Source organism: Microbacterium enclense, assembly GCF_001456955.1.
GTDB lineage: Bacteria > Actinomycetota > Actinomycetes > Actinomycetales > Microbacteriaceae > Microbacterium > Microbacterium enclense.
Window position 1 is genome coordinate 124,488 of sequence record NZ_KQ758471.1, and the last position, 15,957, is coordinate 140,444.

Genomic DNA, 15,957 nt, shown 5'->3' on the forward strand with positions numbered 1-15,957 from the left:
GCCGTGTCTCACAGTAGCGGCGAGCCCCTCGCCGGAGTCGATTCTGGCGCCGCGTCGTTCAGGTCGGTAAGGCGGTTCGGCACCGAGCGTCGTCAGGTCGCGACCGACAGCGTCTGCCGGGCGATCTCGAGCTCTTCGTCGGTGGGGACGACGAGCACGATCACGCGCGAGGCGTCGGTGGAGATGCGACGGATGCCGCGCTCGCGTCGCGCGTTGCGCTCGGGATCGATCTCGACGCCGGCGAAGCCGAGGGTCGCCATGGCCTCCTCGCGCACGCGGATGGAGTTCTCGCCCACCCCGGCGGTGAACGAGATGACGTCGACACCGTCGAGCTGCGCGAGGTACGCGCCCGCGTAGGCGCGCAGGCGGTGGATGTAGACGTCGAAGGCGAGCTGGGCGGCCGGGTCACCGGCATCCCGTCGCTCGCCGATATCGCGCATGTCGCTGACCCCGGCCAGACCCTTGAGCCCCGAGCGCTTGTTGAGCAGGGTGTCGAGGTCGGCGATCGACATGTCGGCGCGACGTGCGAGCTGGAGCAGCACGGCCGGGTCGAGGTCGCCGGAGCGCGTGCCCATGACGAGGCCCTCGAGCGGGGTGAGCCCCATCGAGGTGTCGACCGAGCGCCCACCCTCGATCGCCGTCACCGATGCGCCGTTGCCGAGGTGGAAGACGATCTGCTTCAGCTCGCCGAGCGGGCGACCGACGAAGGCGGCGGCGGCCTCGCTGACGAACTTGTGGCTCGTGCCGTGGAAGCCGTAACGGCGGATGCGGTGCGCCTCGGCGACCTCGCGGTCGATGGCGTACGTGTACGCCTCGGGCGCGAGCGACTGGTGGAAGGCGGTGTCGAAGACCGCGACGTGCGGGACGTCGGGGAACGCCTTCTTGGCCGCCACGATGCCCGCCAGGTTGGCCGGGTTGTGGAGGGGCGCGAGCACCGACAGCTCGTCGATGTTGATTTCGACGAGCGGGGTGACGACGGTGGGCGCGAAGAACCGCGCGCCGCCGTGCACGACGCGGTGGCCGACGGCGACCGGCGCGTGCGCGTCGAGCGAGGGTCCGTGCGCGGCGAAGGCCTCGAGCATGACCGCGAAACCGGCCGTGTGATCCGGGATCACGCGCTCGATCGTGTACGTGGCGTCTGTCACCGCGGGCGCCGGCGCGTCGGGAGCGGCGAGAGCTGCCGCCTTCACCGTGTGCGTCGCCGTTCCCCCGGTCCCCGAGCCTGTCGAAGGGTCGCCGATGCGCTCGACGAGGCCAGACGCGAGCACCTGCTCGTGCTGCATGTCGAGCAGCTGGTACTTGAACGACGACGAGCCGCTGTTGACGACGAGGACGACGCTCACTTGCCGTTCCCTTCTGCGGGGGCGGCCGCGGAGGAGCCGCCCTGGGCCTGGATCGCGGTGATCGCGATGGTGTTGACGATGTCGTCGACGAGGGCGCCGCGCGACAGGTCGTTGATGGGCTTGTTTAGGCCCTGCAGCACCGGCCCGATGGCGACGGCGCCGGCCGAGCGCTGCACGGCCTTGTAGGTGTTGTTGCCCGTGTTGAGATCGGGGAAGACGAACACCGTGGCGCGGCCCGCCACCTCGGAACCGGGCATCTTGGCCTTCGCCACCGCGGCGTCGGCGGCCGCGTCGTATTGGATCGGACCTTCGACGAGCAGCTCGGGGGCTCGCTCGCGGACGAGGGCGGTCGCGGTGCGCACCTTCTCGACGTCGGCGCCGGTGCCGGACTCGCCCGTCGAGTACGACAGCATCGCCACGCGCGGGTCGATGCCGAACTGCTCGGCGGTCGCGGCCGATGACACGGCGATGTCGGCGAGCTGCTCGCTGGTGGGGTCGGGGATGACCGCGCAGTCGCCGTAGACGAGCACGCGATCGGCCAGCGCCATCAGGAAGACGCTGGAGACGACCGAGACGCCAGGCGCGGTCTTGATGATCTCGAACGCGGGGCGGATGGTGTGGGCGGTCGTGTGAGCCGCACCCGAGACCATGCCGTCGGCGAGGCCCAGGTGCACCATGAGCGTGCCGAAGTACGACACGTCGGTCACCGTATCGGCGGCCTGGGCGTGGGTGACGCCCTTGTGCGCGCGGAGGCGGGCGTACTCGGTGGCGAACTTCTCGACGTGGACGGCGTCGAAGGGGCTGAGCACCTCGGCGTCGCGGATGTCGATGCCGAGCTCGATGGCGCGACCGCGCACCTCGATCGGCTCGCCGAGGATCGTCAGGTCGGCGATGCCGCGCGCGAGCACGGTCGCCGCCGCCCGGAGCACGCGGTCGTCATTGCCCTCGGGCAGCACGATGCGGCGCTTGTCGGTGCGGGCCCGGTCGACGAGGCCGTACTCGAACATCAGCGGGGTGACCACGCTCGGGCGGGCGACACCGAGTTCGCGCGTGAGCTGCTCGGTGTCGACGTGCCGCTCGAACAGCGCCAGGGCGGTGTCGTACCGGTGCTGCGAGTCGGCGGCGAGGCGACCGCGCGTGTTCATGATGCGCACGGCGGTGTCGTAGGTGCCGAGGTCGGTGGCGATGATCGGCAACGGCGAACCGAGTCCGTCGATGAGCCGCACGATCGCGTCGGGCAGCTCGAATCCGCCGTTGAGCACGATGCCGGCCAGCGACGGGAAGGTGCCCGACGCGTTGGCGAGGAGAGCCGCGAGCAGCACCTCGGAACGATCGGCCGGGATGACGACGACCGCCGACTCCTTCAGCCGCGGCAGAACGTTGACCATCGACATGCCCGCGACGACCACGCCGAGCACCTCGCGGGTCAGCAGCGCCGGGTCACCTTTGATGAGCTCGCCCTCGACCGAGCGCAGCACGCCCCGCATCGACGGAGCGATGAGGAAGCGGTCTTCGGGCAGAGCCCAGACGGGAACGCTGCGGCGCTCGGCGGCACCGCCGGCCCCGGCCGCGTCGACCACCTGACGGACGGATGCCACGACCTCGTCGAGGCGATCGGCGTCGGCACGGTTGGCGATGACGGCGAAGAGCGCCGCGCGCTCGTGCTGCAGCTCGGAGATGGCGAGGGAGGCGATCTGGCCGACCTCTTGCGGGGTGCGGGCGACGGAGAGTCCGAGCGTCTCGCTGTGCCCCTGCTGCGCACGGCCGCCGAGCACCAGCAGCACGGGGGCGCCGAGGTTGGCGGCGATGCGGGCGTTGTAGGCGAGCTCGGCGGGGCTGCCGACGTCGGTGTAGTCGCTGCCGATGATGACGACGGCGTCGCACTGGGCCTCGACCGCCTTGTAGCGCTCGACGATGCGCGCGAGCGCCGCGTCGGCGTCGTCGCGCACGTCGTCGTAGGTCACGCCGACGCAGTCGTCGTACGCGAGGTCGACACTGTCGTGGTCGAGCAGCATCTCGAGCACGTAGTCGCGCTCGGCCGTGGAGCGCGCGATGGGCCGGAACACCCCCGCGCGCGGGGTGACGCGACTGAGCGCGTCGAGCACGCCCAGCGCCACGGAGGACTTGCCCGAATGACCTTCGGCCGACGTGATGTAGATGCTCTGCGTCACGCGTTCCAGGCTAGTGCGAGCCCCCGACATCGCCCCGGGGTTGCTTCGGCGTCGAGTGATCAGGACGGGCGCGTCTAGGCTCACGACGGTGAGCACCCCGACACCCGGCACCACCGTCCCCGACCACCGCGGTCGCACCGGCCTGCACCTCACCGGCCGCGACCTCGACCGCAACCCCCGCGTCGAGGTGACGGGCGTCGAGCTGCTCGCCGCCGGCTGGCACGTGCTGCGGGCGACGACGTTCCGCTACCGCGGCGACGACGGCGAGTGGGTGACGCAGACGCGCGAGACGTACGACCGCGGCAACGGCGCGACCATCCTGCTGTACGACCCCGCGCGACGCACGGTCCTGCTCACGCGCCAGTTCCGCTACCCCGTGTACGTCAACGACCACCCCGACGGCATGCTCATCGAGACCGCGGCGGGGCTGCTCGACGACGACGATCCGCTCACGGCGATCCGCCGCGAGGCCGAGGAGGAGACGGGCGTGCGCGTCGACGAGGTGCAGCACGTCTTCGACGTCTACATGAGCCCGGGTTCGGTCACCGAGCGCCTGCACTTCTACGCCGCCGCGTACGACGGCGCCGCGCGCGAAGGCGACCGCGGCGGTCTCATCGAGGAGGGCGAGGAGATCGAGATCCTCGAGTACGGCATCGACACCGCCCTGTCGATGATCCGCAGCGGCGCGATCCAGGATGCCAAGACCATCATGCTGCTGCAGTGGGCGGTGCTCGACGGGCCCTTCGCGCGAAGCTGACGAGCCGTGCCCCGGCGCGACGCCCTCTGGTTGAGGTGGCGTCGCGCCGGTGCGGGTCAGGCGCTCTGCGGCGCGACCGCGTCGAGCTCCGCCGTCGTGGGCGGGGCGGCTCCCGCGCGGCTGACGGTGATGCCCGCCGCCAGCGCAGCAACGCGACCCACCCCCTCGAGCTCGTCGAGGTCGATGCGCCCGGCGACGACGCGATCGACCCCGATCCGCTGCGCGAGTGCGGCGACGAGACCGGACATGTACGAGTCGCCCGCGCCGATCGTGTCGACGACGTCGACCGTGTGCGGGGGGACGCGGAACTCACCGGCCGAGGTGGACAGGGTGCTCCCCTGCCCGCCCCGGGTGACCACGACGATCGACGCACCCTGCTCGAGCAGCCGGGCAGCCGCCGACTCGGGGTCATCGGGATAGAGCCACTCGGCATCCTCGTCGCTCAGCTTCACCACGTCGGCCCGGGCGGCGTAGCGGTGCACGAGCTCGCGGGTCTCGGATGCCGGGGGGAGCAGGGCGGGCCGCACGTTGGGGTCGAAGCTGACGAGCACGTCGCGCGGCAGTGCCTCCACCAGCGCGAGCACGCGGTCGGCCCCCGGCGGCCGCAGCGCGCCGACCGAACCGACGTGCACGATGTCGAAGCCGTCGGCGCGCGGTGGGCGGGCGAACTCCCACGTCAGATCGAAGTCGTACGTGGCGGAGCCGTCGGCCGCGATCCGTGCGCGGGCGGTCGAGGTGCGCGTCGGGGCCGCCGTCTGCTCGACGGCGACGTGGGAGCGCTCGACGTGGTCGGCGATGAGCCGGCCCCGCTCGTCGTCGGCGAACTCGGTGGCGAAGGTCGTCTCGATGCCGAGGCGAGACAAGCCCACGGCCACGTTCAGCGGACTGCCGCCCACGTGTTCGCTCTCGACCCCCTCGCGGTCGACGATGTCGATGAGCGCCTCACCGATGACGAGGGCCCGGGCCGGGGGAAGGGAATGGCTCATGACACCGGATTCAACCACGTCAGCGTGGACGCGCCACCGACCACGTGGGGCGCGAACGCCCGGTTGAAGGCGGCGCAGTGCTCCGTGCCGAGGTGCGCCTGGAACGCGGCGTCATCGACGTACTCCTCGTAGACGAAGAAGCTCCGCGGGTCGTCGGCGAGACGGTGGGCGTCGAAGCGCACGTTGCCGGGTTCGGCCGAGACGGCCTCGCCGTACCCGCGGAGGAGCGCGGCGACGGTGTCGCCCGCGCCCTCCTCCGCGGTGAACTGCGCGTACAGGTACTTGCCGGTCACAGTTTCTGCGCGCCCGTCATGATGGCCACGGCCTCGCTCATGGTGTGCGAGGTCGGCGTGATGGTACCGGCGCGCTTGCCCAGACGCTGAATGTGGATGCGGTCGGCGACCTCGAACACGTGCGGCATGTTGTGGCTGATCAGGATCACCGGCACGCCGTTGTCGCGCAGACGCTTGATGAGCTCGAGCACCTGGTTGCTCTCGCGTACGCCGAGGGCGGCGGTGGGCTCGTCGAGCACGACGACCTTCGAGCCGAAGGCGGCCGCGCGGGCCACCGCGACGGCCTGACGCTGCCCGCCGGAGAGGTTCTCGATGGCGACCGTGACGTCCTGCAGCGTCGAGATCCCGAGGCGCGTGAGTTCGGCGCGGGCGTTCTTGCGCATGGTCTTGGTGTCGAGCATGCGGAAGACCGACCCGAGCGGTCCCGGACGCCGGATCTCGCGACCGAGGTACATGTTGGCCGCCACGTCGAGCGCGGGCGAGACCGCGAGCGACTGGTAGACCGTCTCGATCCCGGCATCCCGGGCGTCCTGGGGACGACGGAAGTGGACGGGCTTGCCGTCGAGGCTCAACTCGCCCCCGTCGGGGATCTCGGCGCCCGTGAGGCACTTGATGAGCGTGGTCTTGCCGGCACCGTTGTCGCCGATGATGGCGAGCACCTCGCCGGCGTAGAGGTCGAGGCTCACGCCGTCGAGGCCGACGACGTGTCCGTAGGTCTTGACGAGGCGCTTTGCCGAGAGGACGGGCGTGCGCGTGTCGGTTGCTGCGGCGTTCACTTGCGAACCTTCCGAATCCACTGGTCGATCGAGACGGCGACGATCACGAGGATGCCGACGGCGAGGGTCTGGTACAGCACGTCGAGGCCGGCGAGGGCGAGACCGTTGCGGAACACGCCGACGATGAGCGCGCCCAGCAGGGTGCCCCAGACGTTGCCGCGTCCGCCGAAGAGGCTGATGCCGCCGATCACCACGGCGGTGATCGCGTTGAGGTTGGCGTCGACGGCGGCGTTGGGGCTGGAGCCGAAGTCGCGCCCGATCTGGATCCACGCGGCGACCGCGACGATGGCGCCCGCGGCGAGGTAGACGCTCAGGAGCACGCGGTTCACGCGGATGCCGCTGAGTCGGGCGGCCTCCTTGTCGTCGCCGACGGCGTAGACGTGGCGGCCCCAGGCCGTGCGGCCCAGCGCGTACGCCACGACGGCGTAGACGAGGATCATCAGGAACACCCCGAAGGTGACGTCGACGCCGATGTGGAACGTCGTGCCCGTGAAGGTGAGGATCTCGGGCAGGTCGCTGCCCTGTACGGTCGCGCCGTTGGAGAGCAAAAGCAACAGGGCGGTGAAGATGCTGAGCGTGCCGAGCGTCACGATGAACGGCGGCAGATTCAGTCGGGTCACCAGGATGCCGTTGACCAGACCGGTCACGACTCCGGCGATGAGACCGATCACCAGGGCGAGAGGACCCGGGACGCCGAGACCGGCGGCGGCGTTGCCCATCACGACCGAGCTGAGGATCATCGCCGCCCCGACCGACAGGTCGATGCCGGCGGTGAGGATGACGAGGGTCTGCGCGACGCCCAGCGTGCCGATGACGGCGACCTGCTGGGTGATGAGCGAGAGGTTGGCCGGGGCCAGGAATCGCGGATTGATCACGCCGAAGACGATGACGGCGACGACGAGCACGATGGCCGGGCTGATGGCCGGGTAGCGGTAGAGGACGTTGCGCACCCGCTGCATCGGCGTCTGACGCGCGATGAACTCGTCGGCGAGGTGCAGCGTCGAGGTGGGCGGAGTGGCCTGGGAACTGGTGGGCGTCTGAGACATGAGGGTCTTCCCGGTCGCGGGTGAAGGTCGGGGGCGCGCCTCGCGGCGCGCCCCCGGGTGATCACTTGCCCCAGCAGGTGCTGGCGGCGTCGGCGGACGTGAGGCTCTCCAGACCCGTCTGCGGCTGGTCGGTGACGAGCTGCTGGCCGGTGCTGAAGAAGTCGAGGCCGTCGGTGGGCGTCGGAGCCTCGCCGCCGCGGGCGATGTCGGCGATGGCCTCCATGCCGAGCGACGCCATCTTGGAGGGGTACTGCTGCGCGGTGGCGCCGATGATGCCGTCCTTGACGTAGCCGACGCCGGTGCAGCCGCCGTCGACGGAGACGATGATGACGTCCTTCTCCTTGCCGGCCGCCTTCAACGCCTGGTAGGCGCCGTACGCGGCGGGCTCGTTGATCGTGTAGACGACGTTGATGTTCGGGTCCTTCGACAGCAGCGTCTCCATCGCGGAGCGTCCGCCGTCCTCCGCGCCCTGCGTGGCCTGGTGACCGGCGATCGTGTACGAGCCGCCCTTGCCGCCGGTGTACGTGCCCGAGGGCGCTTCCGAACCGTTCTTGCTGGGGTCGGGCACCTCGATGCCCATGCCCGAGAGGAAGCCCTGGTCGCGGGCGGTGTCGACGGTGACGATCTGGTCGCTGAAGAGGTCGAGCATGGCGATGTTCGCCGTCTGGCCGGCCAGCTTCTCGGCGGTCCATTTGCCGATCAGCTCGCCCGCGGCGAAGTTGTCGGTGGCGAAGGTGATGTCGACGGAGTCCGCCGGGTCGGGCACGGTGTCGAGGGCGATGACGTAGAGGCCGGCTTTGCGGGCCTTGGCGATCTCGTTGATGACAGCGGGACCGTTCGGCGTGATCAGGATGCCCTTGTCGCCGCGCGAGATGGCGTTCTCGATGGCCTGGATCTGGCTGTCGGTGTCGCCGTCCTTCTTGCCGGCCGCGAGCGTGAGCTTGACGTTCGCCTTCTCGGCATCCGCCTGGGCCGCCTCTTCCATCGAGACGAAGAACGGGTTGCTCGTGGTCTTGACGATCAGCGTGACGCCGACCTGCTCGTCGGCGCCGGCGGGTGCGGCGGACGTCGCGGAGCCGGCGGGCGACGAGCACCCGGCGAGCGAGAGGGCCGCCACGGCGGAGAGGGAGACGGTGGCGAGAATGGCGCGGTACTTAGGGTGCAGCGGCATTGGTGTGATCCTTCTGTGGTTGGAGACTGCTCTGTCGAAACCGGACTGACAACGGTGTCAGTGACAGGTGTACTCCACTTGCTTGTAGAGTGCAACCACCAACGATGGAACGAGGTCTCGACGATGACACCGTTATCAGGCAGACCCGACGGCCGTGGGTCATCCGTGACCATCCGAGACGTCGCCCAGCACGCCGGCGTCGGGATCAAGACCGTCTCGCGCGTCATCAACAACGAGCCCAACGTGGCGAAGGCGACGGCCGCGCGCATCCGCGCCTCGATCGCCGAGCTGCAGTGGGAACCTGACGCGTACGCCGCGAACCTGCGTCGCACCATGACGCGGACGCAGACGCTCGGCCTGCTCCTGGGAAATGTGGCGAACCCGTTCTCGGCGACGATCCACCGCGCGATCGAGGATCTCGCGATCCATCGCGACGTCGCGGTGTTCGCCTCGAGCCTCGATGACGATCCCGACCGGGAGGTCGCCGCGGTCGGGGCGTTCGTGCGTCGCAAGGTCGACGGCCTCATCCTCACCTGCATCGCCGAGAGCCAGAGCTACCTGCGCGAGCTCGTCCCCGAGACGATGCCGGTGGTGTTCATCGACCGCGAGCCGTCCGACCTCGACGCCGACCTCGTGCACGCCGACAACGTCGGCGGCACCGCCCTGGCGACGCGCCACGTGCTGGGGTACGGGCACCGCACGGTCGCCCTGCTGCTCGACCGGTACGACATCTGGTCGGCCCGCGAGCGCGAGCGGGGCTTCCGCCAGGCCACCGGCGAGTTCGGTCTCGCCGAATCGTCGACGCTCATCGTGCGCGACCTCGTCGACCAGGCCGCCGCGGAGCGCGCGGTGCTCGAGCTCATGGCGTTGCCCACGCCCCCCACGGCGATCGTCAGCGGGCAGAACCTCATCACGATCGGCGCGGTGCACGCCCTGCGCCGCCTCGGCCGGCATCACGACGTCGCCCTGATCGGCTTCGACGACGTCGACCTCGCCGATCTGATGGAACCCGGCATCAGCGTCATCGCGCAGCGTCCGCAGGAGATCGGCGTGCGCGCGGCGCAGATGCTGTTCGAGACCCTCGACGGCGTCGCGCGGATGTCACCCCGGCGCGTGGTCGTGCCCGTCGACCTCATCCCCCGCGGCTCGGGCGAGATACGCCCGAGGTGAGCGGCGACGCGACGGCGTGAGGCGTTCCGCCGCTCCGGCGGGATACGCCCGAGGTGAGCGGCGACGCAGTGGCGCGAGGCCCGTTCGCGGGCAAAGAAAAGACCCTCCGCGCACCCGGTAGAGCCTGGTTACCCTTGCTACGTTTCCGTCCTGGGGGAGTTGGCCTGGATGCCGCCACGCGGAGAGCCGTGAACAGCTTACCCGATGCGCGTCACACCAACAGCGGGGCGAGGGCGTCGGCCGCCGGACGCAGCGCCGACAGCACGTCATCGGGATCATCGACGCGGTGCCGCGGCCCCGAGAAAGCCAAGGCTCCCGCGGCGGCGCCACTCGCGTCGCGGATCGGCACCGCGAGGCACCCCGAGGCCGCGGCCAGCTCTCCGCTCTGGCGTGTCGCGCCCCACCGCGCGAGGTCGTCCCGCGCACGGTCGAGTTCGGCTAAGCCCCGGTCGCCCCGGGACAGCAGCATGAGCCGGCCGAGCGCGTAACGGGCCGGCTCACGGGCGAGGCGCGCCTCGTCCGACAGGGGGAAGTCGGGATCGGCGTCGACGACCGCGACCCGCCCGTCGACGAACAGCGCCACGTGCACCCCGCCGCGCACGGTCGAGCGCGCCTCGGCGAGGACCGCCCGGGCAGCCGACGACAGCCGCGCCGGCGGAGCGACGACGGCGGCGAGCTGCGCCACCTTCGCCCCCAGGGCGAAGCCGGCGAGATCCGGCGTGCGCACGAGATACTCGTCCTCGACGAGGAGGTTCACGAGCCGGTACGTCGTCGCGCGCGGCAGACCGAGCTCCGCAGACAGGCGCTGGGCGCTCACCCCGGCGCCGAGCTGGGCGACGGCTTCGAGCACGGCCAGCGCGGAGTGGACGGCGCCCGGCTGTCGCGCCGCGAGCGCCGGCTGCTCACGCATGGTCGGGATGCCGCGGCGACACCACTCCCCCGAGAACCTGCGCCGCGACCGGCTCGTCGTAGACCCCGAGCGCCCCCGGCCCGTGACGCCGACGGAGGATCGCGACGAGGGCGCCGGACACGACGGCCAGCCCCGCGACGATCGTGACGACCGTCCCCCCGGCGGAGCCGTCGTCGACCAGGAACGACACGAGCGCGGCGGCGAGCGCGAGCGCCGAGACCCCGGCGACCACCGTGACGCCGACCGTCGACTCGCCGATGCGGCGCAGGAAGATGGGCGCGGCGACGCACACGAGGATGTAGGCGACGATGTAGCCCGCGGCCCCCACCCCGATCGTGACGTGCATCGCGTCGCGCGTGTCGATTCCCGCGGCCACGACGAGCACCGGCACTGCGGTGATGAGCGGCAGCGCCGCGGCGACCGCCGCCGCGGGGGTTCCGAAACGCGGGTGGGTGCGACCGACCGCCGCCGGCAGCACGCCGTCGCGGCTCAGCGCGAAGAGCACCCGAACGAGCGCGGTGGTCGTGCCGATCGCGCAGGCGAGGAACGATGCGGCGATCCCGAGATCGGCGACGACCCCCCAGCCGCCGAGGCCGTACGCTTCGGCGAGCTCGTTGACCGGTGAGGCGCTGGCGGCGAGATCGGCGCCCAGCGCGTCGAAGCCGGCGACCTGGGTCACCGCGGCGAGCACGTAGAGGAGCCCTGAGAACACCACGGTGCCGGTGATCGCGCGAGGGACGTTGCGCAGCGGCGACACCGATTCGACGCTGAGCGTGGCCGCGGACTCGAACCCGACGAACGCCGTCAGCGCGATCACGGCGGCCGCCGCGAACGCGGTCGGATCGAGCGCGGCGCCACCGGTTCCCGCGATCGCCGTCAGGTCGATGGGCCCGATCTTCACCAGGAGCACGACGAGGAGGACCACGATGAGCGCGACCGACAGCGACTCGACGACGAGCGCCGCGCGAGCGGAGATCCGGATGCCGCGCACGAGCACCAACGCGACGAGAACGCCCTGCCCCACGACGAAGAGCGCGGTGACGAGCGCCCGGTCGATCGACGGCCACAGCCCCGCCGCCAGGTAGGTGGCGTAGTACGCGCCGCCGAGCAGCGCGAACATGGCCACCGCGCCGTAGCCCGTGAGGATCGCCGCCCCCGCCGCGAGCCCCGCCCGGGTGCCCAGACCCCGAGCGGTGTAGGTGTACAGCGCCCCGGTGGCGGCGAAGCGGCGTGCGAACTGCGAGATCGTGCGGGCGACGCCGAGGCTCAGGATCGCCGCGGCCACGATCGCGGCGACCGTCGCGCCGGGGGCGAAGCCCGCCACCAGCAGCACGACCGTCGTCGCCGCCGCGGCCGGGGCGACCGCCGCGACCGATTGGGCCGCGAGATCGACGACTCCGATGCGGCGCCGCTCGAGTCCGTGGAGGGGGGAACGGTCGCCGAAACCGGCGACGGGAGCGGGGCGCGCGATGGCGCGGGCGAGTGCAGTCACGTGGTCTCCGTCGGGTGGTGCCGACCGTACGCGCCGGGCGTTGCACCCCGGCGACCCGCATGTTTCGAGCGCGTGACCCCGAGTGAGACACCCCTCGGGTGCGCGTCTCACTCGGCGAGGTCGCACCTTCACGACGACAACACGACCCGGCAACGGCGCCGCGGGAACCTCGACTCACGAACCGCGCTCCCCCACCCGAATCCCGTCTCACCCGAATCCCGGAGGAATCCACATGACCCAGCTCGAGTCGAAGGGGGTGGCGACGTCGGCGAAGCGGACGTTGCAGGGCTCCCTCGGTGTCACGGCGATCATCTTCATGGTGGTCGCCGCCGCATCGCCGCTCACCGTCGTCGGCGGCGCCGGACCCCTCGGCATCCTGATCGGAAACGGGGTGGGGTATCCCGCCCTGTACGCCGTCAGCGCCGTCATCCTGCTGCTGTTCGCCGTCGGCCTCGCCGCGATGACCCGGCACGTCCCCCGCCCGGGCGCCTTCTTCACCTACATCGGCTACGGCCTGGGACGCCCGTCCGGCCTGGCCGCGGCCTGGACCGCCGTCCTGACCTACACGACGATCCAGGTCGCGGTGTACGGATACGTCGGGTACCTGCTCGAGATCACCGTCGTGTCGGTGGGCGGGCCCGACCTTCCGTGGTGGCTCTACGCGCTCGCCACCGTCGCCCTGGTCGGGGTGCTGGGCTACCGCCACATCGATCTGTCGAGCAAGGTGCTCGGCATCCTGCTGATCGCGGAGGTCGCGATCGTGCTCGTCCTCGTCGGCGCGGTGATGCTCGACGGCGGTCCGGAGGGGCTGAGCCTCGCGCCCTTCGAGCCCGCGAACATCGCGAGCGGCTCGCCCGGGGTGGGGCTCATGTTCGCCATCGCCGCCTTCATCGGGTTCGAGGCCACCGCGATCTTCCGCGACGAGGCGCGCGACCCCGACCGCACGATCCCCCGCGCGACCTACGGCGCGGTCATCGGCATCGGCGTCTTCTACACGCTGTCGACGTGGGGACTCGTGATGGCCTGGGGCCCGAACGGCGTCCTCGCCGCCGCGGCCGAGAACCCCGCGACCCTGATGTTGCGCACCGTGGCGACCTACCTCGGAACCGTCGGCGAGGTCGTCGTGAACGTGCTGCTGCTGACGTCGATGTTCGCGTGCGTGCTGTCGTTCCACAACGTCCTGACGCGCTACCAGCACGCGATGTCGACCGCCGGGGTCCTGCCTGAATCGGTGTCGGGCGTGCACGCGCGGCACCTCTCGCCGCACGTGTCGTCGCTCGTGCAGACCGCGACCGCGGGCGTTCTGCTCGCGGCCTTCGCCCTGCTCGGACTCGACCCGCTGCTGCAGGTGTTCACCTGGCTCTCCGGCGTCGCCACCGTGGCCATCGTCGTTCTGATGGCCGTGACCTCGATCGCCGTGATCGTCTATTTCACGCGCAACCGGCAGGACCGGCGCCCCTGGAACACGATGATCGCCCCGGCGCTGGGCTTCGTGGGGCTCGCGATCTCGGCCGTCGTGATCGTCGCGTACTTCCCCGTGATGGTGGGCGACGTCGACGCCGCGGGCGCACCGACCTTCGGCGCCGTGACGTGGGCGCTCCTCGCCCTCGTGGTCGCCGTCCCCGCCTTCGGATACGCCCAGGCCGCGTGGATCCGTCGCCGCCGTCCCACCGCCTACGCCAAGCTCACCGACGCCATCGCCGGGTGATCCGGGATGCCGCGGCCCCGGCGCCGCGGCATCCCTTCCGCTCGATCCGACCCCCGTTCCACCCGAGAGAGACATCATGACGCTCACCGACCCGACCACCACCGCCTTCACCGCCCCCGCGGCGCCGGCCCACCCCCTGGCATCGCTCTCCCCCGCCGAGATCACCGCCGTCCACACGATCGTCTCGGGCATCGACGACATCGACGAAGCCACCCGCTTCGCCTACGTCGGCCTCGAGGAAGCACCCAAGAGCGAGGTGCTCGCGTGGGAGCGCGGCGAGGGAGCCCTTCCCGCGCGGCGCGCCCGCGTGCAGCTGCTGAACCTGCGCACGGCCCACTCCCTCGACCTCGTCGTCTCGCTCGCCACCGGCGAGGTGCTGCGCTCGACCGAGCTCGACGGCTCCGACGGGCAGCTCCCGATCCTCGACGCGGAGTTCGAGGAGGTCGGGGTCATCGCGAACGAGAGTGCGGAGTGGGTCGCCGCCCTGGCCGCGCGCGGCCTGACGACCGCCGACGTCGTGCTCGTGCCGCTCTCGGCCGGCCACTACGGCTACGAGAACGAGGTGGGGCGGCGGGTGCTGCGCACCTTCGCGTTCCGTCAGGACCACCCTGCCGACCACCCGTGGGCGCACCCCGTCGACGGCCTCACCGCCTATATCGACGTCGCGGCACGCGCCGTCATCGAGATCGTCGACACCCCCGGCTTCACCGTGCCCGAGACGCACGGCAATTTCGACGACCCCGACCTGCAGGGCCCGCCGCTCGAGGGACTGAAGCCGATCGTCATCACGCAGCCCGAGGGCTCGAGCTTCACCGTCGACGGCGAGCACGTCACCTGGGGCGAGTGGGACCTGCGCATCGGCTTCGACACCCGCGAGGGACTCATCCTGCGCCAGCTGTCGTTCGCCGGTCGTCCGGTGATGTACCGCGGCTCGATCAGCGAGATGGTCGTCCCCTACGCCGACCCCGCCCCCAACCGCTTCTGGCAGAACTACTTCGACACCGGCGAGTACCTCTTCGGTCGCTACACGAACGAGCTCGAGCTCGGGTGCGACTGCGTGGGCGACATCACCTACGTCGACGCGACGCTCGCGGACGAGAACGGGATGCCGCGCACCGTACGCAACGCCGTGTGCATGCACGAGGAGGACTTCGGCACCCTCTGGAAGCACACCGACATCTTCACGGGGTCGAGCGAGGTGCGCCGCTCGCGGCGGCTCGTCATCTCGTTCTTCACCACCGTCGGCAACTACGACTACGGCTTCTACTGGTACCTCTACCTCGACGGCACCATCGAGTGCGAGGCGAAGCTCACCGGCATCCTGTTCACCTCCGCCCACCCGGGTGAGGACTACCCCTTCGCCTCGGAGGTCGCTCCGGGACTCGGTGCGCCGTACCACCAGCACCTCTTCTCGGCGCGGCTCGACATGACCGTCGACGGGGTCGCGAACGTCGTCAACGAGATCGACGCGGTGCGCGTGCCGATCTCGGCCGGAAACCCCGCCGGGAACGCCTTCACCAAGAGGGTGACCCCGATCACGAGCGAGAAGGTGTCGGGACGCATCGCGGATGGCGCGGTGAACCGCGTGTGGCAGATCGCGTCGACCGAGAAGACCACCGAGCGGGGTCAGGCGACGTCGTACATGCTGTTCCCCACCGAGACGCCGGTGCTCCTGGCCGACGACGCCTCATCGATCGCGGCCCGCGCGGCGTTCGCGACGAAGAACCTGTTCGTCACGAAGTACGACCCCGACGAGCGCTACGCCGCGGGCGACTTCGTCAACCAGCACCCGGGCGGCGCCGGCATCCCCGCCTTCATCGCCGGCGACGAACCGCTCGTCGGCGAGGACCTCGTGCTGTGGCACACGTTCGGGCTCACGCACTTCCCGCGCAACGAGGACTGGCCGGTCATGCCCATGGACTACGCCAAGTTCACGCTCAAGCCGTACAACTTCTTCGAGCGCAACCCCGTGCTGAACGTGCCGGCGCCCGCGAACACGCACTGCGCACCCATGGCCCACGCCGACGGGCACGGGCACGGGCCGCACGCGGACGCCGCGCCGGCATCCGGCGCGCACGGTCACGAGCACGGCGCGCACGGGCACGACGGGCACGCCGGCGCGCACCACTGTTGA

The 15,957-nt window shown here is 71.0% G+C and carries 13 protein-coding genes and 1 other RNA gene; 4 read left to right on the forward strand and 10 right to left on the reverse strand.

Annotated elements, in window-relative coordinates; translation table 11 throughout:
* Positions 1 to 92 precede the first annotated feature (92 nt).
* Both AS029_RS10705 and pta read right to left on the reverse strand, forming a co-directional pair.
* The gene (locus tag AS029_RS10705) at positions 93 to 1,343 is read right to left on the reverse strand and encodes an acetate/propionate family kinase (protein WP_058232589.1); all 1,251 of its coding nucleotides are present in this window, start codon (positions 1,341 to 1,343) and stop codon (positions 93 to 95) included.
* Positions 1,340 to 3,514, reverse strand: coding sequence for a phosphate acetyltransferase (pta, locus tag AS029_RS10710; RefSeq protein ID WP_058232590.1), 2,175 nt, complete (start codon positions 3,512 to 3,514; stop codon positions 1,340 to 1,342). The genes AS029_RS10705 and pta overlap by 4 nt, the downstream gene beginning before the upstream one ends.
* An 88-nt stretch (positions 3,515 to 3,602) precedes the next feature.
* Between pta and AS029_RS10715 the strand changes: the two genes are divergently transcribed.
* Positions 3,603 to 4,271, forward strand: coding sequence for an NUDIX domain-containing protein (locus AS029_RS10715; protein WP_058232591.1), 669 nt, complete (start codon positions 3,603 to 3,605; stop codon positions 4,269 to 4,271).
* Positions 4,272 to 4,327: 56 nt separating this feature from the next.
* On the opposite strand, the gene AS029_RS10720 is transcribed toward AS029_RS10715, so the two are convergent.
* The 5 genes from AS029_RS10720 to AS029_RS10740 all read right to left on the reverse strand — a co-directional run bounded on the left by AS029_RS10720 (position 4,328) and on the right by AS029_RS10740 (position 8,543).
* A complete protein-coding gene (locus AS029_RS10720; RefSeq protein ID WP_058232592.1) occupies positions 4,328 to 5,257 on the reverse strand; it encodes a carbohydrate kinase family protein in 930 nt (309 codons plus the stop codon).
* On the reverse strand, positions 5,254 to 5,550 hold the full coding sequence (locus AS029_RS10725) for a putative quinol monooxygenase (protein WP_058232593.1): 297 nt from the start codon (positions 5,548 to 5,550) through the stop codon (positions 5,254 to 5,256). Before AS029_RS10725 ends, AS029_RS10720 begins: the two co-directional genes overlap by 4 nt.
* Positions 5,547 to 6,326 (reverse strand): ATP-binding cassette domain-containing protein, encoded by a 780-nt coding sequence (locus tag AS029_RS10730; protein ID WP_139168091.1) that lies wholly within the window; start codon positions 6,324 to 6,326, stop codon positions 5,547 to 5,549. Before AS029_RS10730 ends, AS029_RS10725 begins: the two co-directional genes overlap by 4 nt.
* The gene (locus AS029_RS10735) at positions 6,323 to 7,372 is read right to left on the reverse strand and encodes an ABC transporter permease (protein WP_058232595.1); all 1,050 of its coding nucleotides are present in this window, start codon (positions 7,370 to 7,372) and stop codon (positions 6,323 to 6,325) included. Before AS029_RS10735 ends, AS029_RS10730 begins: the two co-directional genes overlap by 4 nt.
* 61 nt (positions 7,373 to 7,433) lie before the next feature.
* Positions 7,434 to 8,543 (reverse strand): substrate-binding domain-containing protein, encoded by a 1,110-nt coding sequence (locus AS029_RS10740; protein WP_058232596.1) that lies wholly within the window; start codon positions 8,541 to 8,543, stop codon positions 7,434 to 7,436.
* A 165-nt stretch (positions 8,544 to 8,708) separates the two neighbouring features.
* Here AS029_RS10740 and AS029_RS10745 point away from each other — a divergent pair, with 165 nt between their 5' ends.
* Positions 8,709 to 9,713: a LacI family DNA-binding transcriptional regulator gene (locus AS029_RS10745; protein ID WP_308222134.1), complete on the forward strand. Its 1,005-nt coding sequence runs from the start codon at positions 8,709 to 8,711 to the stop codon at positions 9,711 to 9,713.
* 94 nt (positions 9,714 to 9,807) lie between these two features.
* Here the strand turns inward: AS029_RS10745 and ffs are convergent.
* The 3 genes from ffs to AS029_RS10755 form a co-directional block, all read right to left on the reverse strand.
* Positions 9,808 to 9,904: signal recognition particle sRNA small type (gene ffs, locus AS029_RS16955), an RNA gene on the reverse strand.
* Between the two features lie 20 nt (positions 9,905 to 9,924).
* Positions 9,925 to 10,623: a helix-turn-helix domain-containing protein gene (locus AS029_RS10750; RefSeq protein ID WP_058232598.1), complete on the reverse strand. Its 699-nt coding sequence runs from the start codon at positions 10,621 to 10,623 to the stop codon at positions 9,925 to 9,927.
* Positions 10,616 to 12,115, reverse strand: a complete 1,500-nt coding sequence (locus AS029_RS10755) for an APC family permease (RefSeq protein WP_058232599.1) — start codon at positions 12,113 to 12,115, stop codon at positions 10,616 to 10,618. The genes AS029_RS10750 and AS029_RS10755 overlap by 8 nt, the downstream gene beginning before the upstream one ends.
* Before the next feature lie 232 nt (positions 12,116 to 12,347).
* Between AS029_RS10755 and AS029_RS10760 the strand changes: the two genes are divergently transcribed.
* Complete coding sequence (locus tag AS029_RS10760) at positions 12,348 to 13,823, forward strand: APC family permease (RefSeq protein WP_058232600.1); 1,476 nt, start codon at positions 12,348 to 12,350, stop codon at positions 13,821 to 13,823.
* Between the two features lie 76 nt (positions 13,824 to 13,899).
* The gene (locus tag AS029_RS10765) at positions 13,900 to 15,957 is read left to right on the forward strand and encodes a primary-amine oxidase (RefSeq protein WP_058232601.1); all 2,058 of its coding nucleotides are present in this window, start codon (positions 13,900 to 13,902) and stop codon (positions 15,955 to 15,957) included.

Excerpts from the sequence above, each read along its gene's own strand:
- AS029_RS10720 (WP_058232592.1), bottom strand. The coding sequence starts at position 5,257 with ATGAGCCATTCCCTTCCCCCGGCCCGGGCCCTCGTCATCGGTGAGGCG.
- AS029_RS10735 (WP_058232595.1), bottom strand. The coding sequence starts at position 7,372 with ATGTCTCAGACGCCCACCAGTTCCCAGGCCACTCCGCCCACCTCGACG.
- AS029_RS10740 (WP_058232596.1), bottom strand. The coding sequence starts at position 8,543 with ATGCCGCTGCACCCTAAGTACCGCGCCATTCTCGCCACCGTCTCCCTC.
- AS029_RS10750 (WP_058232598.1), bottom strand. The coding sequence starts at position 10,623 with ATGCGTGAGCAGCCGGCGCTCGCGGCGCGACAGCCGGGCGCCGTCCAC.
- AS029_RS10760 (WP_058232600.1), top strand. The coding sequence starts at position 12,348 with ATGACCCAGCTCGAGTCGAAGGGGGTGGCGACGTCGGCGAAGCGGACG.
- AS029_RS10765 (WP_058232601.1), top strand. The coding sequence starts at position 13,900 with ATGACGCTCACCGACCCGACCACCACCGCCTTCACCGCCCCCGCGGCG.